The 18,724-nt window shown below is 42.0% G+C and carries 16 protein-coding genes; 2 read left to right on the top strand and 14 right to left on the bottom strand.

The annotated features are described in order from the left end of the window. Window positions 1-5 precede the first annotated feature (5 nt). From ACF8OV_RS20495 to ACF8OV_RS20480, 4 genes are all read right to left on the bottom strand, one after another. Window positions 6-602 carry a response regulator transcription factor gene (locus tag ACF8OV_RS20495; RefSeq protein WP_005481323.1) on the bottom strand — a complete coding sequence of 199 codons (597 nt, stop codon included), beginning with the start codon at window positions 600-602 and terminating at the stop codon, window positions 6-8. Next, a complete protein-coding gene (locus tag ACF8OV_RS20490; RefSeq protein ID WP_005454249.1) occupies window positions 595-1,761 on the bottom strand; it encodes an EAL domain-containing protein in 1,167 nt (388 codons plus the stop codon). The genes ACF8OV_RS20495 and ACF8OV_RS20490 overlap by 8 nt, the downstream gene beginning before the upstream one ends. Further along, window positions 1,745-5,410 (bottom strand): ATP-binding protein, encoded by a 3,666-nt coding sequence (locus ACF8OV_RS20485; protein WP_015313141.1) that lies wholly within the window; start codon window positions 5,408-5,410, stop codon window positions 1,745-1,747. Before ACF8OV_RS20485 ends, ACF8OV_RS20490 begins: the two co-directional genes overlap by 17 nt. Before the next feature lie 409 nt (window positions 5,411-5,819). Further along, a complete protein-coding gene (locus ACF8OV_RS20480) occupies window positions 5,820-7,271 on the bottom strand; it encodes a DUF1254 domain-containing protein (protein ID WP_021485261.1) in 1,452 nt (483 codons plus the stop codon). A gap of 190 nt (window positions 7,272-7,461) precedes the next feature. On the opposite strand from ACF8OV_RS20480, the gene ACF8OV_RS20475 reads away from it, so the two are divergent. Both ACF8OV_RS20475 and ACF8OV_RS20470 read left to right on the top strand, forming a co-directional pair. Next, window positions 7,462-8,460 carry a LysR family transcriptional regulator gene (locus tag ACF8OV_RS20475; RefSeq protein ID WP_025520408.1) on the top strand — a complete coding sequence of 333 codons (999 nt, stop codon included), beginning with the start codon at window positions 7,462-7,464 and terminating at the stop codon, window positions 8,458-8,460. A 167-nt stretch (window positions 8,461-8,627) separates the two neighbouring features. Next, window positions 8,628-9,482, top strand: a complete 855-nt coding sequence (locus ACF8OV_RS20470; RefSeq protein WP_203503150.1) for a LysR family transcriptional regulator — start codon at window positions 8,628-8,630, stop codon at window positions 9,480-9,482. A 173-nt stretch (window positions 9,483-9,655) separates the two neighbouring features. On the opposite strand, the gene ACF8OV_RS20465 is transcribed toward ACF8OV_RS20470, so the two are convergent. The 10 genes from ACF8OV_RS20465 to ACF8OV_RS20420 form a co-directional block, all read right to left on the bottom strand. Beyond that, on the bottom strand, window positions 9,656-10,114 hold the full coding sequence (locus tag ACF8OV_RS20465; RefSeq protein WP_015313138.1) for a hypothetical protein: 459 nt from the start codon (window positions 10,112-10,114) through the stop codon (window positions 9,656-9,658). Between the two features lie 222 nt (window positions 10,115-10,336). Beyond that, window positions 10,337-10,900, bottom strand: a complete 564-nt coding sequence (locus ACF8OV_RS20460) for an OmpA family protein (RefSeq protein ID WP_005459729.1) — start codon at window positions 10,898-10,900, stop codon at window positions 10,337-10,339. 1 nt (window position 10,901) lies between these two features. Then, a complete protein-coding gene (locus ACF8OV_RS20455; RefSeq protein WP_021485273.1) occupies window positions 10,902-12,287 on the bottom strand; it encodes a VWA domain-containing protein in 1,386 nt (461 codons plus the stop codon). Between the two features lies 1 nt (window position 12,288). Then, complete coding sequence (tadF, locus tag ACF8OV_RS20450) at window positions 12,289-12,867, bottom strand: tight adherence pilus pseudopilin TadF (protein WP_005498630.1); 579 nt, start codon at window positions 12,865-12,867, stop codon at window positions 12,289-12,291. Next, window positions 12,857-13,399, bottom strand: a complete 543-nt coding sequence (locus ACF8OV_RS20445; protein ID WP_005454147.1) for a TadE family protein — start codon at window positions 13,397-13,399, stop codon at window positions 12,857-12,859. Before ACF8OV_RS20445 ends, tadF begins: the two co-directional genes overlap by 11 nt. Continuing rightward, window positions 13,396-14,484, bottom strand: coding sequence for a lipopolysaccharide assembly protein LapB (locus tag ACF8OV_RS20440; protein WP_203503153.1), 1,089 nt, complete (start codon window positions 14,482-14,484; stop codon window positions 13,396-13,398). Before ACF8OV_RS20440 ends, ACF8OV_RS20445 begins: the two co-directional genes overlap by 4 nt. Beyond that, window positions 14,484-15,350, bottom strand: coding sequence for a type II secretion system F family protein (locus ACF8OV_RS20435; RefSeq protein WP_005481282.1), 867 nt, complete (start codon window positions 15,348-15,350; stop codon window positions 14,484-14,486). The genes ACF8OV_RS20440 and ACF8OV_RS20435 overlap by 1 nt, the downstream gene beginning before the upstream one ends. Continuing rightward, a complete protein-coding gene (locus ACF8OV_RS20430; protein WP_015313136.1) occupies window positions 15,350-16,264 on the bottom strand; it encodes a type II secretion system F family protein in 915 nt (304 codons plus the stop codon). The genes ACF8OV_RS20435 and ACF8OV_RS20430 overlap by 1 nt, the downstream gene beginning before the upstream one ends. Beyond that, window positions 16,261-17,526: a CpaF family protein gene (locus tag ACF8OV_RS20425; protein WP_005454188.1), complete on the bottom strand. Its 1,266-nt coding sequence runs from the start codon at window positions 17,524-17,526 to the stop codon at window positions 16,261-16,263. Before ACF8OV_RS20425 ends, ACF8OV_RS20430 begins: the two co-directional genes overlap by 4 nt. After that, on the bottom strand, window positions 17,523-18,722 hold the full coding sequence (locus ACF8OV_RS20420; RefSeq protein WP_005454059.1) for an AAA family ATPase: 1,200 nt from the start codon (window positions 18,720-18,722) through the stop codon (window positions 17,523-17,525). The genes ACF8OV_RS20425 and ACF8OV_RS20420 overlap by 4 nt, the downstream gene beginning before the upstream one ends. Between the last annotated feature and the right edge of the window lie 2 nt (window positions 18,723-18,724).

Below are 18,724 nucleotides of genomic sequence, written 5' to 3'. Positions count from 1 at the left end.
TCTCCTTAGGTCCCCGCTACTCTTGTTAGCTCGACAATGTTCTTTACGTTAAATTTATCTAGCACGCGGCGTTTATAAGTGCTGACCGTTTTATCGCTAATCGACAACACAGATGCGATATCTCGATTGGACTTGCCTTGCAGCAAATACTTCATCACGGCACTTTCTCTGCTCGAAAGTTGCGGCATTTCTCTGACTTCGTTCGCGACTTGCTTAAATTTAAAGAAGGTATAGCCCTTCACCACCGCTTCGATAGCGTCTTTCAGAATGTCGTGATTTTCCGATTTGCACACATAGCCATCTGCGCCAGATCGAAACGCCATTTGACTGTACATTTGGCTGGTTTCCGCCGAGAAGAAAATGACCTTGCCTTCATAACCGTGGGATTTGATGCGTTTGTAGAAATCAAAGCCGTCGCAATCGGCCAAGTTCACATCCAAAATCAGCAGTTCAATGTTGCTTTCTTTTAATGTCTTAAATGCAGACTTAGCAGACGTTGCGGTAAACACTTCATTGGTCATCCCCAGCTCTTTCAGTAAGGATTTGATTGCAACGCAAACTAGAGGGTGATCATCAAAGATCAAACAATTCATTTTATTCATATCTTTCATTCAGTATGGTTATTGCTTCTAAAGGCATGGGTTTGTCGATGTAGAAACCTTGGCAAAGGTCAATTCCGTATTCACGCATCACTTGAAGCGTGACTTCATCTTCAATTCCTTCCGCGACGAGCCGTATGTTCAAACTTTTCGCCAGCGCACAGATGGCGACAACAATGTTGCGTTTTTTCATATCGCACTCGACGCCTTGCACAAACGAGCGATCTATTTTGAGCTCGTTGAACGGCAGTTGAGCCAGTTTTTCAAACGTCGATGAGCCGGTGCCAAAGTCATCAATTGAGACGGTGACGCCGTTCATTCTTAGCTTGAGTAAGTTCTTGTATAGAGATGCACTGGTTTGGAACGTGTCGCGCTCTGTAATTTCAATGGTGATTTGAGAGGGCTCAATCTCGTTCTCAAGGCATTGCTGCAAAAAGCGATGTGAAAACTCCGGATCTTCTAGGTTTTCATGATCAACATTGATGGATACTTTTTGCGTCAAACCACGATGCTTGATGTCATAAATCGCGTTATTCAAGACGGCTTGGAACAACTCGGCAGAGAGATGACAACGTTCAACAATCGGCAGAAAGTGGTAAGGTGACAACACGCCATAAATCGGATGACTCCAACGCGCGAGCGCTTCATACCCAAGAACCTCTCCACTTTGCGCATCCACTAGCGGTTGGTAATAGTTTTTCACTCGCCCTTCACCCAACGCGAATAAGAACTCTTGATCCTGCACTTCAATGGGTTGAATAAACGTCGCCTTTTTGGTTTTTTCACCTTTCATTAGGCTCAGCAGTTCAACCACTTGGTTTTCGTCATACGGCTTAGGCAGCTTTCCTAACACCTCAAAGCTAAACCCTTCGCACATGGCACGCACCGCAGAGATGATGGTCAGCTCCATCGCGCTGACTAACACAACTTGTCCTTGGTATTGAATCTGATCGAGCATTTCCATCATGTCGATGCCGTCTTTTCCTGGCATCTGGATATCGCAAAAAATTACATCAAAATGCTGACGTTGCGCACATTGAATCGCATCATCGACACCGTTGAAGGACGTTACTTGCGCGCAATAGCGATTCAATATCTGCGTGAGTATTGTGGTTTGTAGTGGATGGTCATCAATCACCATCACATTAAGCTGTGTATTCATTCATCTCTGCCCAATAGTCTATATTGTCGATCTCCTGCTCGATTCGTAAAATTAACTCCGCTGCTCGCCTGTCAAACTCCGCCGCGGTGACTCGCTCTGCCTCAATGCAAAGCTCAGTCAGCATGCTGATTCCAATTGCCCCAACTGCACCTTTGATGCCGTGGATAACCCGTTTTTTATCTCGCTCTGTCGGGGCGGCTTGTAGGTTTTCAATATCCATCGCCATAGATTGGCTAAACACACGCGCAATTTCTTTTGCGTCTTGCGTTTTAAAACGCTTAATCCAATCCGGTAATCGGGTCTTTTCTTTCTTGCCAATAAATGGCGCCAAAACGGTTTTCAATTTGTTGAGGTCGTAAGGCTTGTAAAGTACATCATCAATACCGATGTCTTGTGTTCGCTCATTGGCAAGGCGAGCATCCTCTGCCGTCACACCGATGATTGGCAGCGATTTGAAACCAGACGCCCTCACATGTTTGATCAGTTCATAGCCATCCATTTCTGGCATGTGAAAATCGGTCAGCAGCAACACGACGTTTTCATCTTGGTTGATGTACTCCCAAGCCTCACGGCCGTTGTTCACAATCACAGGTTCGATACCAAGCTCACGTAGCTGCATTGAAATCACGCTTTGGTTGATTGGGTTATCTTCTGCAACCAATACCGTTCCGAGAATCCACGAAACTTCTTCGGACTTAAGCTCGTCCAACTTGGTCTCTTGCTGCGTTTGACTAAGCAAATTGAACAGCGCGTCTGGGTATTGAAGCTCTCGCAGCGTGAGGCTACCGAGAATTTCTCGATCATCGCGCAGCATCACACCATCAAAGCCCGCTTCGTTGTCTTGTGCGGCGTAAAGGTTCGCCATACTTCTTGCCAGTGTTGCTGGCTGCATTTTCCATGCGTCACACCACTGACGAATGCTGAGTGGCAATGCCTCGCTGTAAGTCCAGTTCAAACACACTTCTGGTTCTGAATCACAACGCTCAATTGGCAATTTGACAGTTATCGTCGTACCCAAGCCGAATTGTGAATCGATGCAGAGCACGCCGCCCATACAGTCGATCAATCGGTCAACGATGCTCAACCCTAACCCCGTACCGCCATATTTGCGCGTAATGCTGTCATCCGCTTGAACAAACGGGTTGAGAATGCCTTCGAGTTGGCCATCCGTCATGCCAATGCCCGTATCTGCAACTTTCAAAATAAGCTGCTTTTCGTGCAGGATGACACTGATTCCGATCTCACCTTCTGCTGTGAATTTCACGGCATTTGAGAGCAGATTTGTGGTGATTTGCACTAATCTCAGTGCATCGATTTCAATGAACGCATCCGAAAACGGCTTGATCGTAACTTTGTAATCCAAACCTTTCGCAAGCGCTCTTGGCTCGAAGCTTCTAAACACATCGCACAAGGTTTTGAGTAAGTCGGTTTTAGCGGGAGCAACGGTTAACTGCCCTGCTTCCAGCTTTGAGTAATCCAACACTTCGTCTACTAACACATTCAAATGATTGAGTGATCGCATGGCCTGAGCGATCAACTCGCGATTTGAATCGGCCGTCACTTGGCGATTCAGCAAATCGAGGATGCCGTGCGCCGCCGATAATGGGGTTCTTAACTCGTGACTCATGGTCGCTAAAAAATTTTCACGGGCGCGCACTGCAGTTTGTGCTTCTTTTTGCGCATCAATTAACGCCTGCTCACGCTCTTTTTGCTGGGTAATGTCTTGAATCACAGTCAGCACAAACTTCTTCTTCCCGCTTGGAGACGCGATGGTTTTACGCTCTCGATACACATGTTTAATACCGAGTTCGCACCCCGCAGACGCGACCTCTTCCGAGATGCGTTGTCCGCCAATTACAGTGGCCAATTCATCCGAGTTGTTCACGAGAGGCGCATTAGTCGAGCAGCTTTTTAGCTTACATTCTTGGCATTGCTTGCTCTTGTAGTTGGCACAGTTGCTCATTTCCAACTGGTTATCTTCACCGTGAATAAACACCAAGCTGTTAATTTCTTGAATGATGCCCATCAGCCATTGTTTTTCCGCTTCTTCATTGTTGGCATTCAGCTCAGCTAATTTCACCTTTAGACGTAGGTGCGCAAGAATGAAATACGCGGCAGCAAACATCAGAGAAAAAGCGACCGCACCTGCCAAGAAAAATTTTGCCATTTGCTCGTCGTCGTAGCCATAAACTAGGTTGAAGCTTCGGTGCGAGCGCAGAAGTTTTTCTATCTCATTTGAGTCAATGGTTTCGATGATGCTGTTGAGCATGTGTTGGAGCTGCGTATTGTGTTTTGCAACTGCAAACGCATTCGAGAACGTCAGAACGTCTTGCTCATTGATCACCAAACCATCGACCTGATCTTGCGCTATCATGCTATGAACAACGTCATCAGGAATGTAAGCCACGTCCAAAACGCCCGATTTCAAATCCGCAAGCAACTGTTTTAAATCGTCATAACGGTCAAAACGGTCCTGTTGCCACACACCTAAGTGCACCAACCCTTGTTTCTTTAAACTCAGTAGAATGCCCGCTTTTTCTGGCAAAGACTTGTCGCGTTCGCTCTCTTCTGCTTGGATAGAAACGTAATTGCTGTGCATGAATGGTTTAGTGATCAGCCAGTCTGACTTAGGCACTGGGCCCACATAAGATACCGGGACAATATCGGCATCAAACGCCGTCAACCCATTAGAAAGACTCGACGTCGGTTTCACATAGCTAAAGGCTAAACCCGTACGCGACTGAATTAAGTCAATAAAGTCTGGGAAGAATCCGTCCAGCTTACCCGTGTGTGAATCTCGATAGAGAAATGGATACGCTTCATCACTGCTGCTGTACGTGATCGTCAAATTACTTTTATGATTACGACGGTACGCCACCAGCAACTTGTCGTTGATGTGATACGGGTTTTTTGATGCCACAGAGCGAATGTTTTTACCGCTCTGCTCCCATTCAAGAATTTTGTCGATGTTGTCGATCAGTTTCTGGTTGTCTAGTGAGGCGATAAAACTCACCTCTTCTTCTTGCAGCCAATTCGGAATATCGACAATTCCTTTCACAATATCATTAGCATCAAGGTATTCGGTAATGCCCACATAGGTGTAAATCAACGCGTTAGCTTTGCCGCGTCGAACGTCATCAAAGGCTTCTAAACGCGTTTTCACGTAGATAATGTTGTCGATACCCTGCGAGGTTAGATTGTCGCAGTACACGCTGCCTTCCACACACACCCATTTGATATCGCGAATATCACGATCTTTGTAGCTAGCATCACGATACCAAGCAGCGATGGTGCTCGAGAAAAAGGGTTTCGAGAACAGAAAACGCTTCTCTCTTTCTGGCGTTTTGCTAAAACCCACAGCGCCATCAATCACACCGTTTTCAACATCGTTAAGCAACGGCGGAATGTGTTGATAAGCGCGCAGTTCTAGGTTGAGCCCAAGAACCTTAGCGATGTTAGAGAGATAATCGAGGTTGATGCCGTAAAATGGACCGACACTGTCTACAACGGAATTTGAAGAGTCGTTTTGTGTGATAACGCCGACTACGATGCTGTCTTTTGTATTTTCTTTCGCAAGCGCATTAAAGGAAACCGCAAGACTGGTTACGGTTGCGGTAAGTATGATTATTTTTCTTAGAATGCTGAACATAAATGCTTCCTCTAATTGGAAAGCCAGACTAAATTGATCAGCAAAAAAGTCAAATTTCGAACTTTAGCAAAATGACAATTAACTATATGTTTTTAATTGATTAATTAAAAATAAGTAAGGACATTCTGACAAGATATTCCACCTTTGACTACACGATATTTGCGTTCAATATCTCAACAGTAAATGTTCTGTGTTTCAGCCAATAAACAACTGGAAAGTTGGAAAACGCGCCATCAGATTATTCTCAAGACTTAGCCAGTTGATAAGTCTTGTTTATTTAGTAAAAAGCTCAGCCACAGGTAAAACAGTCCTGTAGCCGAGCTTAATTTTACAACAGACAATCTCAGTTTTGAGGTGCCGTGTTATAACTCAGGGAGACGTGTGTTTCCCTATATTGATACCAATGTTCTTATTTGACGAGTTCGATATCACCCATCGTCCAGCTCTTATCGAACATTTTCTCTGTTGGGCCGTAGAAGCGGAAATACGTAAACCAACCTTCTCCTGGGTTCGTTTGTACCCAGTTGTTCTCATAACCTTTCACTGGCTTTGGACCGTAGTAAACGTCAATCGAACCGTCAGAGTTAACTTTTAAATTCTTACGAGAAGAAATGTCTGGTGAGCCTTCATCGTTTATGATCATCAGACGATTGTTTTCATCGTAAACCGTCGTCGACCAGAAGTTTGACGCAGGGACATTCGCTGGAACATGCAGTTTGTAGGTATGTTCACCTGACAGCCAGTTACCATCACTATCTTGATACGTCACTAAGTAACGCTGACCAAAGCCTGGAATCGTACTCTTCATACCGCGAGAAACCGTGATCGCTTCGTAGAACCAAGCCGCACGCTCATCAAGTTCATCGTAGTTTTCGCTTCGTTGATCAAGTGACACACTGATGGCATCTTTCCAATTCGTGCCTTTCCAGTACGGCTGTGTAAAACGCTTGGTGTAATCATTTGATTGCGCCATTGCTCGGCCAACTTTACTTGCTTCAAGCAGAATTTTCTTTTGCTCTTCTGTTGGGTTAAACGGTTTACCCTTCTCGATACCTAAGAACTTCAGCTGAGCCATAACAAAACGATCGCGTTCTTCCACTGGGTTTTCTTGGATGATTTGATGGATGGTCTTCCAGTATTCCAAGCCATCTTTTGGAATATGCGTCCAATCAATTTCCGGCACTTGAGCAACCGGGATTTTACGACCTAGTTTACCATCGGCGTATGGTTGCGTTGTGATGTTTGGCACCACTTGTTTCACTACGCGATCAACATCCGGTTCAAGAATACGGATGCCACCATATACAACATTGGTCTTCGGTCTAATGACGTAATAGCCTTTTGGATTTAGATCTTTGTATTTTTCACCCGGTGGCACAATCAAGTATTTGCCACCTTTACCTTTATCTGGGCCCAATAAGCTCAAATCAGACAGTACGCGCTGATGGACATCAAGCATCATGCCCGCCATCTTAGCTTCAGGAAGGTTAATAATTAGCGGGCCTGTCTTTTCTAGGTTCCACGTACCAATAACATAAGGCGTTGTGAAGTTGGCGGTAATAATGCCTTGTTTTTGCTTAAGGGTATTGAAGAAACCCATTTGACCTTCTTCAAATTTAAAATCATTACGGCTAACGTTCAGCCATTCCATAATACTTGAGGCAGGGATTCCCCAAAGATAAGCTTGGGTTGCACGCTGAAAATCCATTTCATTCAACATGTTTTTCATTGTTTCTTGTGTCGGAAAATCTGATTCAAATTTCAAATCACCCACGCGGCTTGGAACCACCGTTTCTTGTGCAAAGACAGAGGCAGACAGAAGCATACTCGTCACTGCTACTGCTAAAATGCGCTTTTTCATATGGAAGTAATCCTTATCTTATTAGATGGTGTTGCTCAAATTAGAACAAGTCTTTTCAAGTCTAGATTAATGTTGAACCGATTATTCTTTGTTCATATCTCAAACCCACCATCATCATAAGGTTCATAGATAAGGAGATAAATTGACCATTTATTATTGGTAATATACCAATTTTGGTATAAGTTAATTTATGCAAACACGGATACACCTTACACCACCAGAACGTAATCGAATGAAAAATAAAGATAAAAACAAAAAGCCGTTACATAATTTAGATTTGAATCTGCTAAAGATTTTTAGAGTAGTATCGGAAGAGAAGAAAACAGTCGCGGCAGCCAAGAGGCTCAACATCACTCAACCTGCTGTCAGCCGGGCGATGGCACGTCTACGTGAGCATTTTAACGACCCACTATTTGTGCGAACGAGGTATGGATTAAAGCCTACGGACAAAGGACAACTTTTATCCGATAGCTTACCTAAAATAATGGATGATTTATCGAATCTCATTTTAGAGCTTGATGAGTTTTCGCCAGAAAGCAGTTCCGCGAATATAAAAATCGCAATTAATGGATTTTTTGGCGTCTCCTTCCCTGCTAAATTGCATTTAAAGTTATTAGATATCGCTCCTAATATCACAATAGAAACAGAAAGTTGGAGCTCAAATACCATTAGTAAACTGATTAATGGTGAGTTAGATTTGGGAATCAACTACCCTCTAAACAATGTCCCAAAAGAACTACAAACCAAGCACCTTGCCACCGATGAATTTCAGATATTAGCGAGAGATGCACACCCTTTATCGGATCAAGCGATCGATTGTAATGACTTAAGTCTATATCCAATTGTCACTGCCATCGTCCCAGATTGGAATGAGAACAGAACGCTTATTGAGTCCTGGGCAGAGCGTGAAAACATTGAAACCGAAACCGCTTTCAGGTCCAGTTCCATTTTGTCTTTATTAGAAGTGATTTCGGAGACAGATGCTCTATTCCCCACATCTGCGTTTCTTTCAAGAAAGCATCTTTCCGGACTCAAAAGTTTGTCACTCTCTCCACAACTAAAAGCCTCCTTCAAAGGCGAGTCTCAAGATATTTACCTATACATGCACTATCGCCATCGCAATAGTCCTATTTATAAATGGCTGATTCCAATAATTGAAAGCACACTTTCATCTATTAACGATAATTAGTTGTTTTTTAAAGCCTTTCGATTCTCCTCAGTGGTAACGTTTCATTTATCGGTGAGATATTAATATTTGATATATTCTGTATAACATCAACGAAGTTAATTGATCTTTGTTTTAGAGGTATATTGATTAAGCAATCAATATTAAAATAACAACAGACCATAACTTTAATGACTAATAAAAAACTGGATTTAAACTTAATCCAAACATTTTTAATTGCTGCAGAATATCAATCATACACCAAAGCGGCTGAGCACCTTGGCGTGACGCAACCAGCAGTAAGTGCTTCCATTAGGCGCTTGGAAGCACTAATTGAATACCAACTCTTCACCAAGGTAGGACGTTCAATTTCCCTGACTTCTAGAGGGCAGAACTTGCTCCCCAAACTAAGGCAAGCACTGTGTATGGTAGAGAATGCATTGTCCATTTCGTCTCAATTTAAGGTTTACTGCTCAGAGGTATTTTCGGGTAGTTTATCGTCGATTAACAACGTTTCTGTTCACGAAGCTGTCGCGACAAAAAACCTGTTACTGGAACTGCTTCATCAGCAGAAAATTGCGTTAGTCATTGATTCAATCAAGTCTGATGATTCTACACTGGTCAATGAGGTGATTCACGAAGAGCCAAATGTCGTCGTATGCCGCAAAACACATCCGAGAATAAATGGACAAATCAATACCAAGCAGTTTTTTAAAGAGAAACACTGCGTGCTGACTGATGAATGGGCGGTGAGCCAAACGACCAATCACAACCAATACCTAAATAACGTACAAGTCGAAACCGTGGCATCTTCTCTTTCTGGCATTGTGTTAAACGTGATTGAGAGTGACAATATCGCGATAATCCCCCAGTCTTTTGCAATGAAATGGAAGGAACAACTAGACTTACAAGTGATTGACTTGCCCATTGAGTCAAACCTTGTCACCTACCATTTCATTTATCACAAAAGAGAAAAAAACAACCTGCACCACAAGCGTATTCGAAACAACATCAAAGAAACGCTAAAACCATTTTACAAATCTTAGCTCTTTGCTTGTTCCCGATGCCAAGAACCATACAGTTGTATCCGTAAGCTAGGCGAGGTTATCTAGCGGCTTTACCTCGTGTACTGATAATAATTGTATAGACAGAACAAAAGCGATGGTGGCTAAATTCGTTTTTAAATAACAGATCTTTTTAAATTGCAAAGATATCACGATTAAACTTGATGATATTTTTTGTTTTTACAATCATAGCTTAGCAACTCGTATGTATTTCTAATATCCAAGTACTTTTCATAATGTAGATAGGCAATGATTCTAGCATCTGTATTAAACATCAATACGTTTAATGCATTTATTGAATCATATAAATCTTTACCATCAACACCTGACTCTTTATAACAGCTATTTATATAATTGAGTTCTTTGTAGAGTTCGCTAGCAATCAGCGGATTTTCTAACCTATCTTTTGCGAAATCATAACTTAATATACTTGTCGCGTATTGGATATAACGTAACATAAACTCTTTATCAGCTTCTGTTACTTCTAGGTGGTTAACGACTTTATCGACATCATCTCTGATATTATTTTTATTTAAGTCGATGCCTAATAAAGTGTCAGAAACATCTTTGAGTATACGAGGGTTATATACATACTCCTCTAGTTGGGCGCTCATCGCTGGTTTTTCTACTTCAGCATAGGAATGGTAAGCGTTACCAAAAAACAAAAATATCGACACGAAAATATGTTTACATTTCATTGATTGAGACAACTAATTTATACATTACAGAAATAATATTCACAAAAATAAAAGCTTAGTAAAAACTAAGCTTTTAAATACCACATAAGATTGAGCACATGAATATTAAAATTACAACAGCAAATAGTGGATTGCTCATTACTCTATAGTTAATACAACTCGACGGTTACAGCCTGACAGCTTATTCTCGTTCACCTTACATATAGGCGCAGACTCCCCAAAGGCCTTTTCCACGATTCTGTTGCCAAGCCCCAGATCTTTCTTTAAATACTTTGAGGCAGTGCTTGCACGTCGAAGGGATAAACTTTTGTTGTAAGCCTGGCTTCCGACATCATCCGTGTGCCCTTCAACGAGAATACGTTTGTCTTCGTTAACCAGTTCTAAATACTTTGATATAGCTTGTTTATGTACGTTTGTTAGATAGTGCTCATTAGTATCATAGTGTAGAACTAACGACATTGAGTTCTTATCAAATGTGCAACTTTCCGTGGCGTTTGTAGCTTCAACCTTTTCAATTTTTTCATCTTGCACAATGGAAAGATCCTCATTAATTACTGATGCGAGTTTTCCATCCACCTGAGTAATTTTTGTATCAGAGCTTTTCAAAACTTTTGAAGTAACATAGTTTTCACTTTGGTTGATACAATTAGCGAGCGCGACATTTGAAGTAAAAATAATCGCAAATGGTATTAACTTTTTCATTTTAATCTTTTAATCGTCCTGTTTCTTCGTTAATCAGATTTAATATATATTTGTAAACGTCTTTACCATTTTTCGCATGATAAATGTTTTTCTCACCAACGCACTCACCGAAACCATCATCTTTTTGTACGTTGTAGTTAACACCTATTACGCCCATGGTGACCTTGGTTTTTTCACCCTCTAACTTCGCATGTTCACTTTGAAACTTATTTTCTTTACTAGATATTCTATTCTTAAGACTTTCACACAAACCATGCTCACCCACTAATGACTTTAAGAATTTGTCATAAACCTGATAATAATAAGTTCGCCCATCATACTGGTCTACGTAATATTTAGTCACGACGTCATACTTATCTCTATAAGATCTATTTCTATTCAGTCCCATCGGGAATTGCACATCTGTATCTGCACCATCAGAAAGAATAATAAACACTTGCTCTGGGTTTCGATCTTCCTTTTTAACTTTATCCGCTTCTTTCGCCGCAGCAATTAAACCGAGCCATGATTGAGTACCGCCACCTCTTGCTGGCATCACTTTGTTGGAGTTTAGAATATCAATAAATTCCTGATATTTATCAGTCAGAGGGATATCCTGCGACTTATTATAATCACTAGCATAGTGCGGCTTTTGCTCTACTACAGACTTATCAAACATCTTATCGACGATGCTTTCAAATGACGCTTCAGTGTGAGAAAACTCACTTGCATAATCGTATAACTTCACTCGACCAGCGCCTTTATCGAACTTTGCGTTGTAGGCGTTATAAGTTAAAAGCGCAACTCGACTTTTCTTATCCGGACCGGTTTTGAAGTTCTCCAACTCTTTAACGACTCTGGTAATCGTATCTTTTACGACCTGCATTTGAGTCTTGTTTCTTTCACCATACCATGGGTGACTCATCGATTGACTGGTATCCAATATGAAGTAGATATCAACGGGCTGAGGTAGGTATTTTCTCGTAATCGAGTCACCAGAGACCTTGAACTTGGGTTCTACACCAATTTCGTTGTGTGAGATCCACGAGTCATGCTCCGCAGTCGCGACAACGGTGAAGTCAGCAAATGGTGATAGCTCATTATTCCGTTGAACACAGCCATCTTTGTATTCACACTTTTTGGTGGATACGCTGATCTCGATATCGCTGATGTTGTCAGTAATGTATAAATCAACAATTCTCTGCGCATAGTCCTGGTCGTCTTTATTGTCTTTACCAGGGCTTGCGATCAAAGCAAGACTTGCTACTTCCGCCGCTTCTTCGATTTTTGAGTGCGCAAGTAAACGTTGTGTGTAACCGACAGAAAATGAGAACGTGATGATTAATATAGGGAGAAACGAAACAAATATGATTCCAGCCACTCCTTTCTGCTTAGTGAAGCCCTTCATATTAAATCCTTGCAAATGAGTATGAACTGGTCACAACCTTGATCGGCTCACCACGCATTACACCGATGATATTGAAAGGTGTTTTGTAGCATAGAGATACGTGATAAAGCGGAAGACGTCGGTTCTGTGTCGTCAGTGGTAATAGCTTCTTCGCTTCTGCCACCGTGATTTCCTTCAGATCTGGAAAATTACAATCTTCTGTTTTGCCTTTGAAGTTGGTAAACGTAACGAGCTTAGTGTCCTTTTCTTCTAACGAGAGCTCCGTGATTCTCATGCCTAATTCGCTGGCATCAAAATCTGGTAACGTACGTTTCAGCATGCCTTTCGCCATGTAAAACGCGTTATTTACTTGTGCCTCACAATGTCTACCGTTCTCACCACAAATATTAAGTTCGTTGGCGAACAACTGTCGACGCTCGCTTATGACGCTTACGATGGAATAAACCACTCTATCCAACTGCCCTTTCTTGTTTACTGCGATCGTGTAGTTGATATGCATGGCAATGATTGAACCAAAAAAGAGTAATACCAATGCGAGTTCAACGATAAAGGCTCCGGTTTGTTTCGACTTAGCCACCACAAGTGATCTCCTCACCTAATTTAAAAGTGCATCGTTCATATTCTTGAACTGCGACCATCTCTCGATTAATGCTCATGCTTGGCATAACAAAGTTAAACAAAGGGTGATAAGTGAAACTCAATTGATAGATGGCTATCGGCATATTGACTGAGTTCGCCACTGCATCGCCTTTTTTGACATTAGGGCAATCATCTAAGGCTTGGCCGCTACGGTTACACTGCACAAAATCAGACAAATTTTTAAAGTAATAGACCGATGCCGATACCGATGAATGGTCGACAACCTTCGACCATAAGGCACCACCGCTAGATTCTAGTTTGGTTTTGACCACATCTTGATAGTCCACTTTTTCCGAGTTGCTAGAGCTACCTTGTTTTTTACTACTCATCACAGCTGTCGTCAGCGCATGGTCGGTTACACCCATCGAATACGTAAGTACAGACAAGTCAAACCAGGTAAACAGCACCATGATCAAAACGGGTAAGCCCATCGCAACTTCGACCGTCAAACTTCCTTTTTGAAACTTGATCATAATTCAACGTACCTTTTCTTCGTGTAATCAACGACAAAAGCACCTTTGATATTCATGTTTTCAAGAAACTTCTTTGCATCATCTATATCGCTAAACTCACCAACGCAATAACGCTTCCATAAGCCGTGAGTGTAGGAATACACTTTGCCATAGTTGCCTTTCAGATAATTTAGGTAATCTGACGGAATGACTTTATAGGTTGCTAATACTTGAATTCGATAAATTGACGGCGCTTTAGGACGTAAGTTTTGCGGGTCTAATACTGAGCGCGCTACGTACTTTGGTTTCAAATCGACAGATTTCGTATCCATTTCCATATTTTTCTTTTCCTTTGACTTCGCGACCTGTTTGGGTGGAACTTTTGTATCTATTTTTTTATTCAGAGGTTTAACGCTCTTCATGAGCTTTTTCAGTTTGACTCGTGCGTCTTGCTCGCTACTGTCGTGTTTCAAAACCTCCAACGCCACATCCGGACGATTCGACCGAGTCGACGCCAAAAGGAGATTTGAACGTACCTTTTCATCATTTGGATTGGCAGCAAACAAGCCATAGAGCAGCTCCATCGCGGGCTCTGGTCTGCCTTGCAGCATCATCACTACCGCAATATTGTTGTTTGCCTCACGGTCTGATGCGCCATTCTTCTTACTGTCATTGAAGTGAGAAATTGCACCATCGTAGTCTTTTTTACGCGCAAGTATTTTGCCTTTTAGAAGGTAGTAATCACCCTCTGGACCGCCATTATCTAAATACTCTTCTAAGTAACGTTCACTCGCATCGTAATTGGATTTTAAATATTCAAGCTTAGCTAAGATATAAATAATATCTGGGTCTTTAAGATCCTTTTTCTCTAGAGTGTTTATGTATAACTCAGCGGATTTTTGGTCTTTATTATCCAAATATAAATTGATCAGTTTTATCTTATAACTCGGGATTTCGACTAAGTTCGCTTTATAAAATTCAATAAGCTGTTCAGTTTGACCAGAGTTAGTCAGTAATTTTTCTTTTGTTACTAATTCTTGATTGATAGTTGAACAACCACTTAAAAAAAGTAACACCAAAAGAGAGAAATAGTTTTTTATATTCATTATCCTAGCATCCTCATTATCCCTGGCGCTGCGATTAGAACAACAATAGGAATCATGATAAAAGCGATCATTGGGATCGACATTTTTGCCCCCATCTTGCCGATTTTCTCTTCCAGTTCGAGCATGTTTATTTCTCGAATATCAGAAGCAAGAGAGGCTAATACCGCCCCCACGGATGACCCGTACTTTAAGCTTTGAGTAAGCGTCATGACGAAGCTTTGTGCTTCCGTCGTTGGGACTAAGTCGTAGAACTCGGTGAGAGCTCGGTCTAACCCAACAATTTTGGCCCGTTCTGACGTTTTCTTAACGACATAAGCAAGGTTTTCATCGACCGTTTTTAGCTCGTTCGACAAGTAATCCAAGCTCGCTTCTAACGTCATCCCCGTGTGCACACAAACGTTCATCAAATCCAGTAAGAAAGGCAGCCGACTACTTACATGTCGTACGTTTGCATTCCCTCGCGATGAGATATACATATCCGGCGCGATCAAACAAACAAGCATAGAAAGCGAGAATGAAATAAACGCGGATGAAAACTCCATCTCTCCTTGAATGTAGGAGTAGCCAATAAACGCCAAACAAAAAACCAAGGGTATAATTTTCAATAGATAATAGGCTTGAGCAATAAACTCGCTATGAATACCTGCTCTAACCAAATTATTTTTTGTTTCTTCTTTATTAAAAGATAATCGAGAAAGATGTAACGATAATTTGTCAACAAAAGGCGTTTTTTCTTGGGTTGAGTCAATAATCTTTTTCGTTGAAATATTTGCTTTGGTTTTATCAAACACCTTTAACGAGTAATACGCGGCAGATAACGAGATAATTAAACCGAGCGCTAAGAAGATTAACTTAATATCAACCATTACCTAACTCCTCTTAATATCATGTAGATAAAGAAGAACCCAATAGCTTCACTAACCAAGACGTAATAAAAGATGGGTTTTCCCCCTTCTTCAAACATTACGAAGTTATAGTTTTCCGGGCTGGTCACTTTCAAAATCATGATAAAGATAACTGGCAACGCCGCGATGATTTTTGCTGATGCACGCGCTTCCGACGTCAACGCATTTTTCTTTTTCTCGATTGCCCTCGCTTCAAACATGATTCGGTTGATGCGGTTAATCACGTCTTTTAGCTGCCCACCTCGACTCAAGTTGATTCGAATTGTTGCGGCAAAGAAAAAGTACTCAACGTAAGGAAACGAAGCTGCACTTCGTGCCAATACATCGTCTGGGTCTTCACCAATCAGAAGTCGTTCTGACATCTTTTTGAACTCTTCGCCAACTTCATTATCAAGCTGAGTTCCAACGTATTCGAAGGCATGAACAATACTTTGTCCCGAAGAGAGTGCACCCGACAATATGTTTAGTGCATCTGGAAAGTTGTCCTTGAATCGCTGCGCTTGGATACCACTTAATTTGAGGATAAACATCACAAACAATATTGGTTCTAACGCCAGCAGCACTTTCCAGTACTCAAACATAAAAAACCAGTCATTAACGCAGTAAACCGCTATCGAAGACGCAGCGAAAAAGCCGATCAGTTTTAGTCCCGCATTTGGGCTCAGCAGCTTTTTCAGCTGCTTAAATTTGTCCTTTACTTTCTTTTTATAGCTAACATCAAAACTCTCCGAGTCGATAACCGCTCGGGAGCCAGTAACGCCCTCGAATGTATTGGACTGTTCAATGATAGACGTGATCTCTTTTTGTCTTTTCACATGACCAATAAACAGGAATAACGCGACAGCAACCCATAGTGAAATGACGATCAGCATCATGAGAACAACTCCTGAAGTGCCCCATCTAAGCCGAAGAACTTAGCTCTCTCATAAATCACAGAACGTTTAGAAAGACCTGGCGTTCGGAACTCACCTGAGATTTTTCCTTCATCACCTACGCCATTATTCTCAAAGCGGAAAATATCTTCCATCACCACGCTGTCCCCTTCGAGGCCAACAATCTCACTGATGAACAATATTTTACGACTACCATCATGCAGTCTTCGTACTTGGACGATCAGATCGACCGCACTCACGATAGTGCGACGAATCGCCTCAAGCGGTAGGCTTGCTGTAGCCATCATTACCATACTCTCGACACGCGCAATTGCATCACGAGGGGTGTTCGCGTGCAGTGTTGACATAGATCCATCGTGACCGGTGTTCATCGCTTGAAGCATTTCAAATGCCTCACCGCCACGACACTCACCGACGATGATTCTGTCTGGTCGCATACGAAGGGCGTTAATCACCAAATCTCGGGCGGTAATTTCACCAGTACCTTCGACGCTTGCTTGGCGCGTTTCCAAACGCACAATGTGCGGCTGCTGCAACTGAAGTTCGGCAGCATCTTCAATGGTGACAATACGTTCACCACTGCCGATAAAGCCTGACAAAGCGTTCAGTAGTGTCGTCTTACCAGAACCAGTACCACCTGAAATAAGAATGTTGCACTTGCAGTGGCTCGCAATGGAAAGTAGCTTCGCCATTTCAACGGACAGCGCGCCAAACTGAACCAAGTTTTCCAACTTGATTTTTTGCTCTTTAAACTTACGAATTGAGATTGAAGTACCATCAATCGCAAGAGGTGGTATTACGATGTTTACACGACTACCATCTTCTAAACGCGCATCACAGAGCGGTTTCGATTCATCAATTCGACGCCCTACATTGGATGCAATGCGCTTGGCGATAGTATTGAGCTGCTTTTCATTGACGAACTGGATTGGCGACTTCTCTACCTTGCCGTTGATTTCGATGAAAATATCTGACGGGCCATTGATCATAATGTCCGAGATATCATCGTTATCAACCAACGCTTGAAGCGGCCCTAAACCTTTAAGTTCATCCAGTAGTGCTTTGACGAGATCTAAACGCTTCAAACTGCTGATTTGCAGTTGCTTTTTCTCGATAAGAATATTGACGGAATCTTTTAGTTGGCTTTCAAGCTCCAATGGCTCGACATCGACTAAAGAAGCGGCATCAAGCGCGTCAAAGATTTCGTCTCTTATGTCAATATAAACTTCTTTTAGGTGATTCATTTCTTAAACCACGCGAACTTTTTCTGCACTTTGACTTTTTTACCAGTCAGCGAATTCACCATATTTGCAATAGCTGGGGTGAACTTAATTTTCGCCGTATTGTGAATGCCCTGTTGGATGATCAACTTTTCCAAATTGGCTTCATAAACGAAATCAATGGTGTCTTTCGCTTTAATTTTTTCTTTGGCGCCTTGGAGAGGCATCATGTAATCCTTCTGCGATCGAGTCATAGAAAAAATGATTCGATGCTCGGCCTTTCCTAATTTTTTCTTTATCGAGTGGTAAGCGCGTAACGAGGCAACAGAAGGTTCACAAACAACAAAAATGCGGTTGTATCTTTCATTGATGTCTTCTGAAGTCAGTTCGTTTATCGCATTTAAAGGCAATGAATCTATGATGAAGTTGTACTGATCCACCAGCTCATTAGAAATTCTAAATAGAGAGTCTGCATGGTCACTTATGCATGCAATGTTCTTTTCAAGGGCAAGGAAATCAAGCTTGTCTTTGATCGGGTGTACATAGCTCCCAGCAATTGCGGCATCGAGCTCAGATTGGTTTAAATCGATACTATTTTGTTGCGCCTTTAGTCCTTTTAAACCCAAGAAAATATCCGAATTTAATGCCAGCGTATCGTGTTCAACGAGCAACGTTTTCAAGCTCGCTTGCTGGCTTAAGCTGTGGGATAAAAAAGCACTGATGGTTGACACGCCAACACCGCCTTTACTACCAAGCATCAAGACTCTTTTAGCGATTCGCGACTTTTTCTTCACCGTTGGCGAAAATGTGTCTTTACCAGACTCTTTTAATGCGCCCAACAAGCCATCAAGTTCCGGATCCCAAAGAATGTAGTTCGCACCTAACGACAGCACTTTGTCACGCATCAAGATTGAGTCCGTGTTGCTCAACACAATCAGAGAGATGCTCACATCTAATCTTGAAGATATTTCCGCCACTTCCGAAACAAGCTCGCCACAATCTCGCAAATCAAGAACGACATGCTTTATTTCTGCACTTGTTTTGTGCCAACTCTCATCATCGATATCATCTACTTTAAGAGGTGATGCGAAACCTTCGATCGCATAGAGCTCATCGATCGCTTGCAGAAAAGCCATATCATCTGAAACAACCAGATCAATGGTGTTATTCTTTTTGTCTTTACTCGATGAAGTCGTTTTGAATAGGTTATCTAAATCCATTT

The organism is Vibrio sp. GLN_1 (genome assembly GCF_043106015.1).
Classification (GTDB): domain Bacteria; phylum Pseudomonadota; class Gammaproteobacteria; order Enterobacterales; family Vibrionaceae; genus Vibrio; species Vibrio parahaemolyticus.
This window is presented reverse-complemented; position numbering and strand designations above follow the sequence as displayed.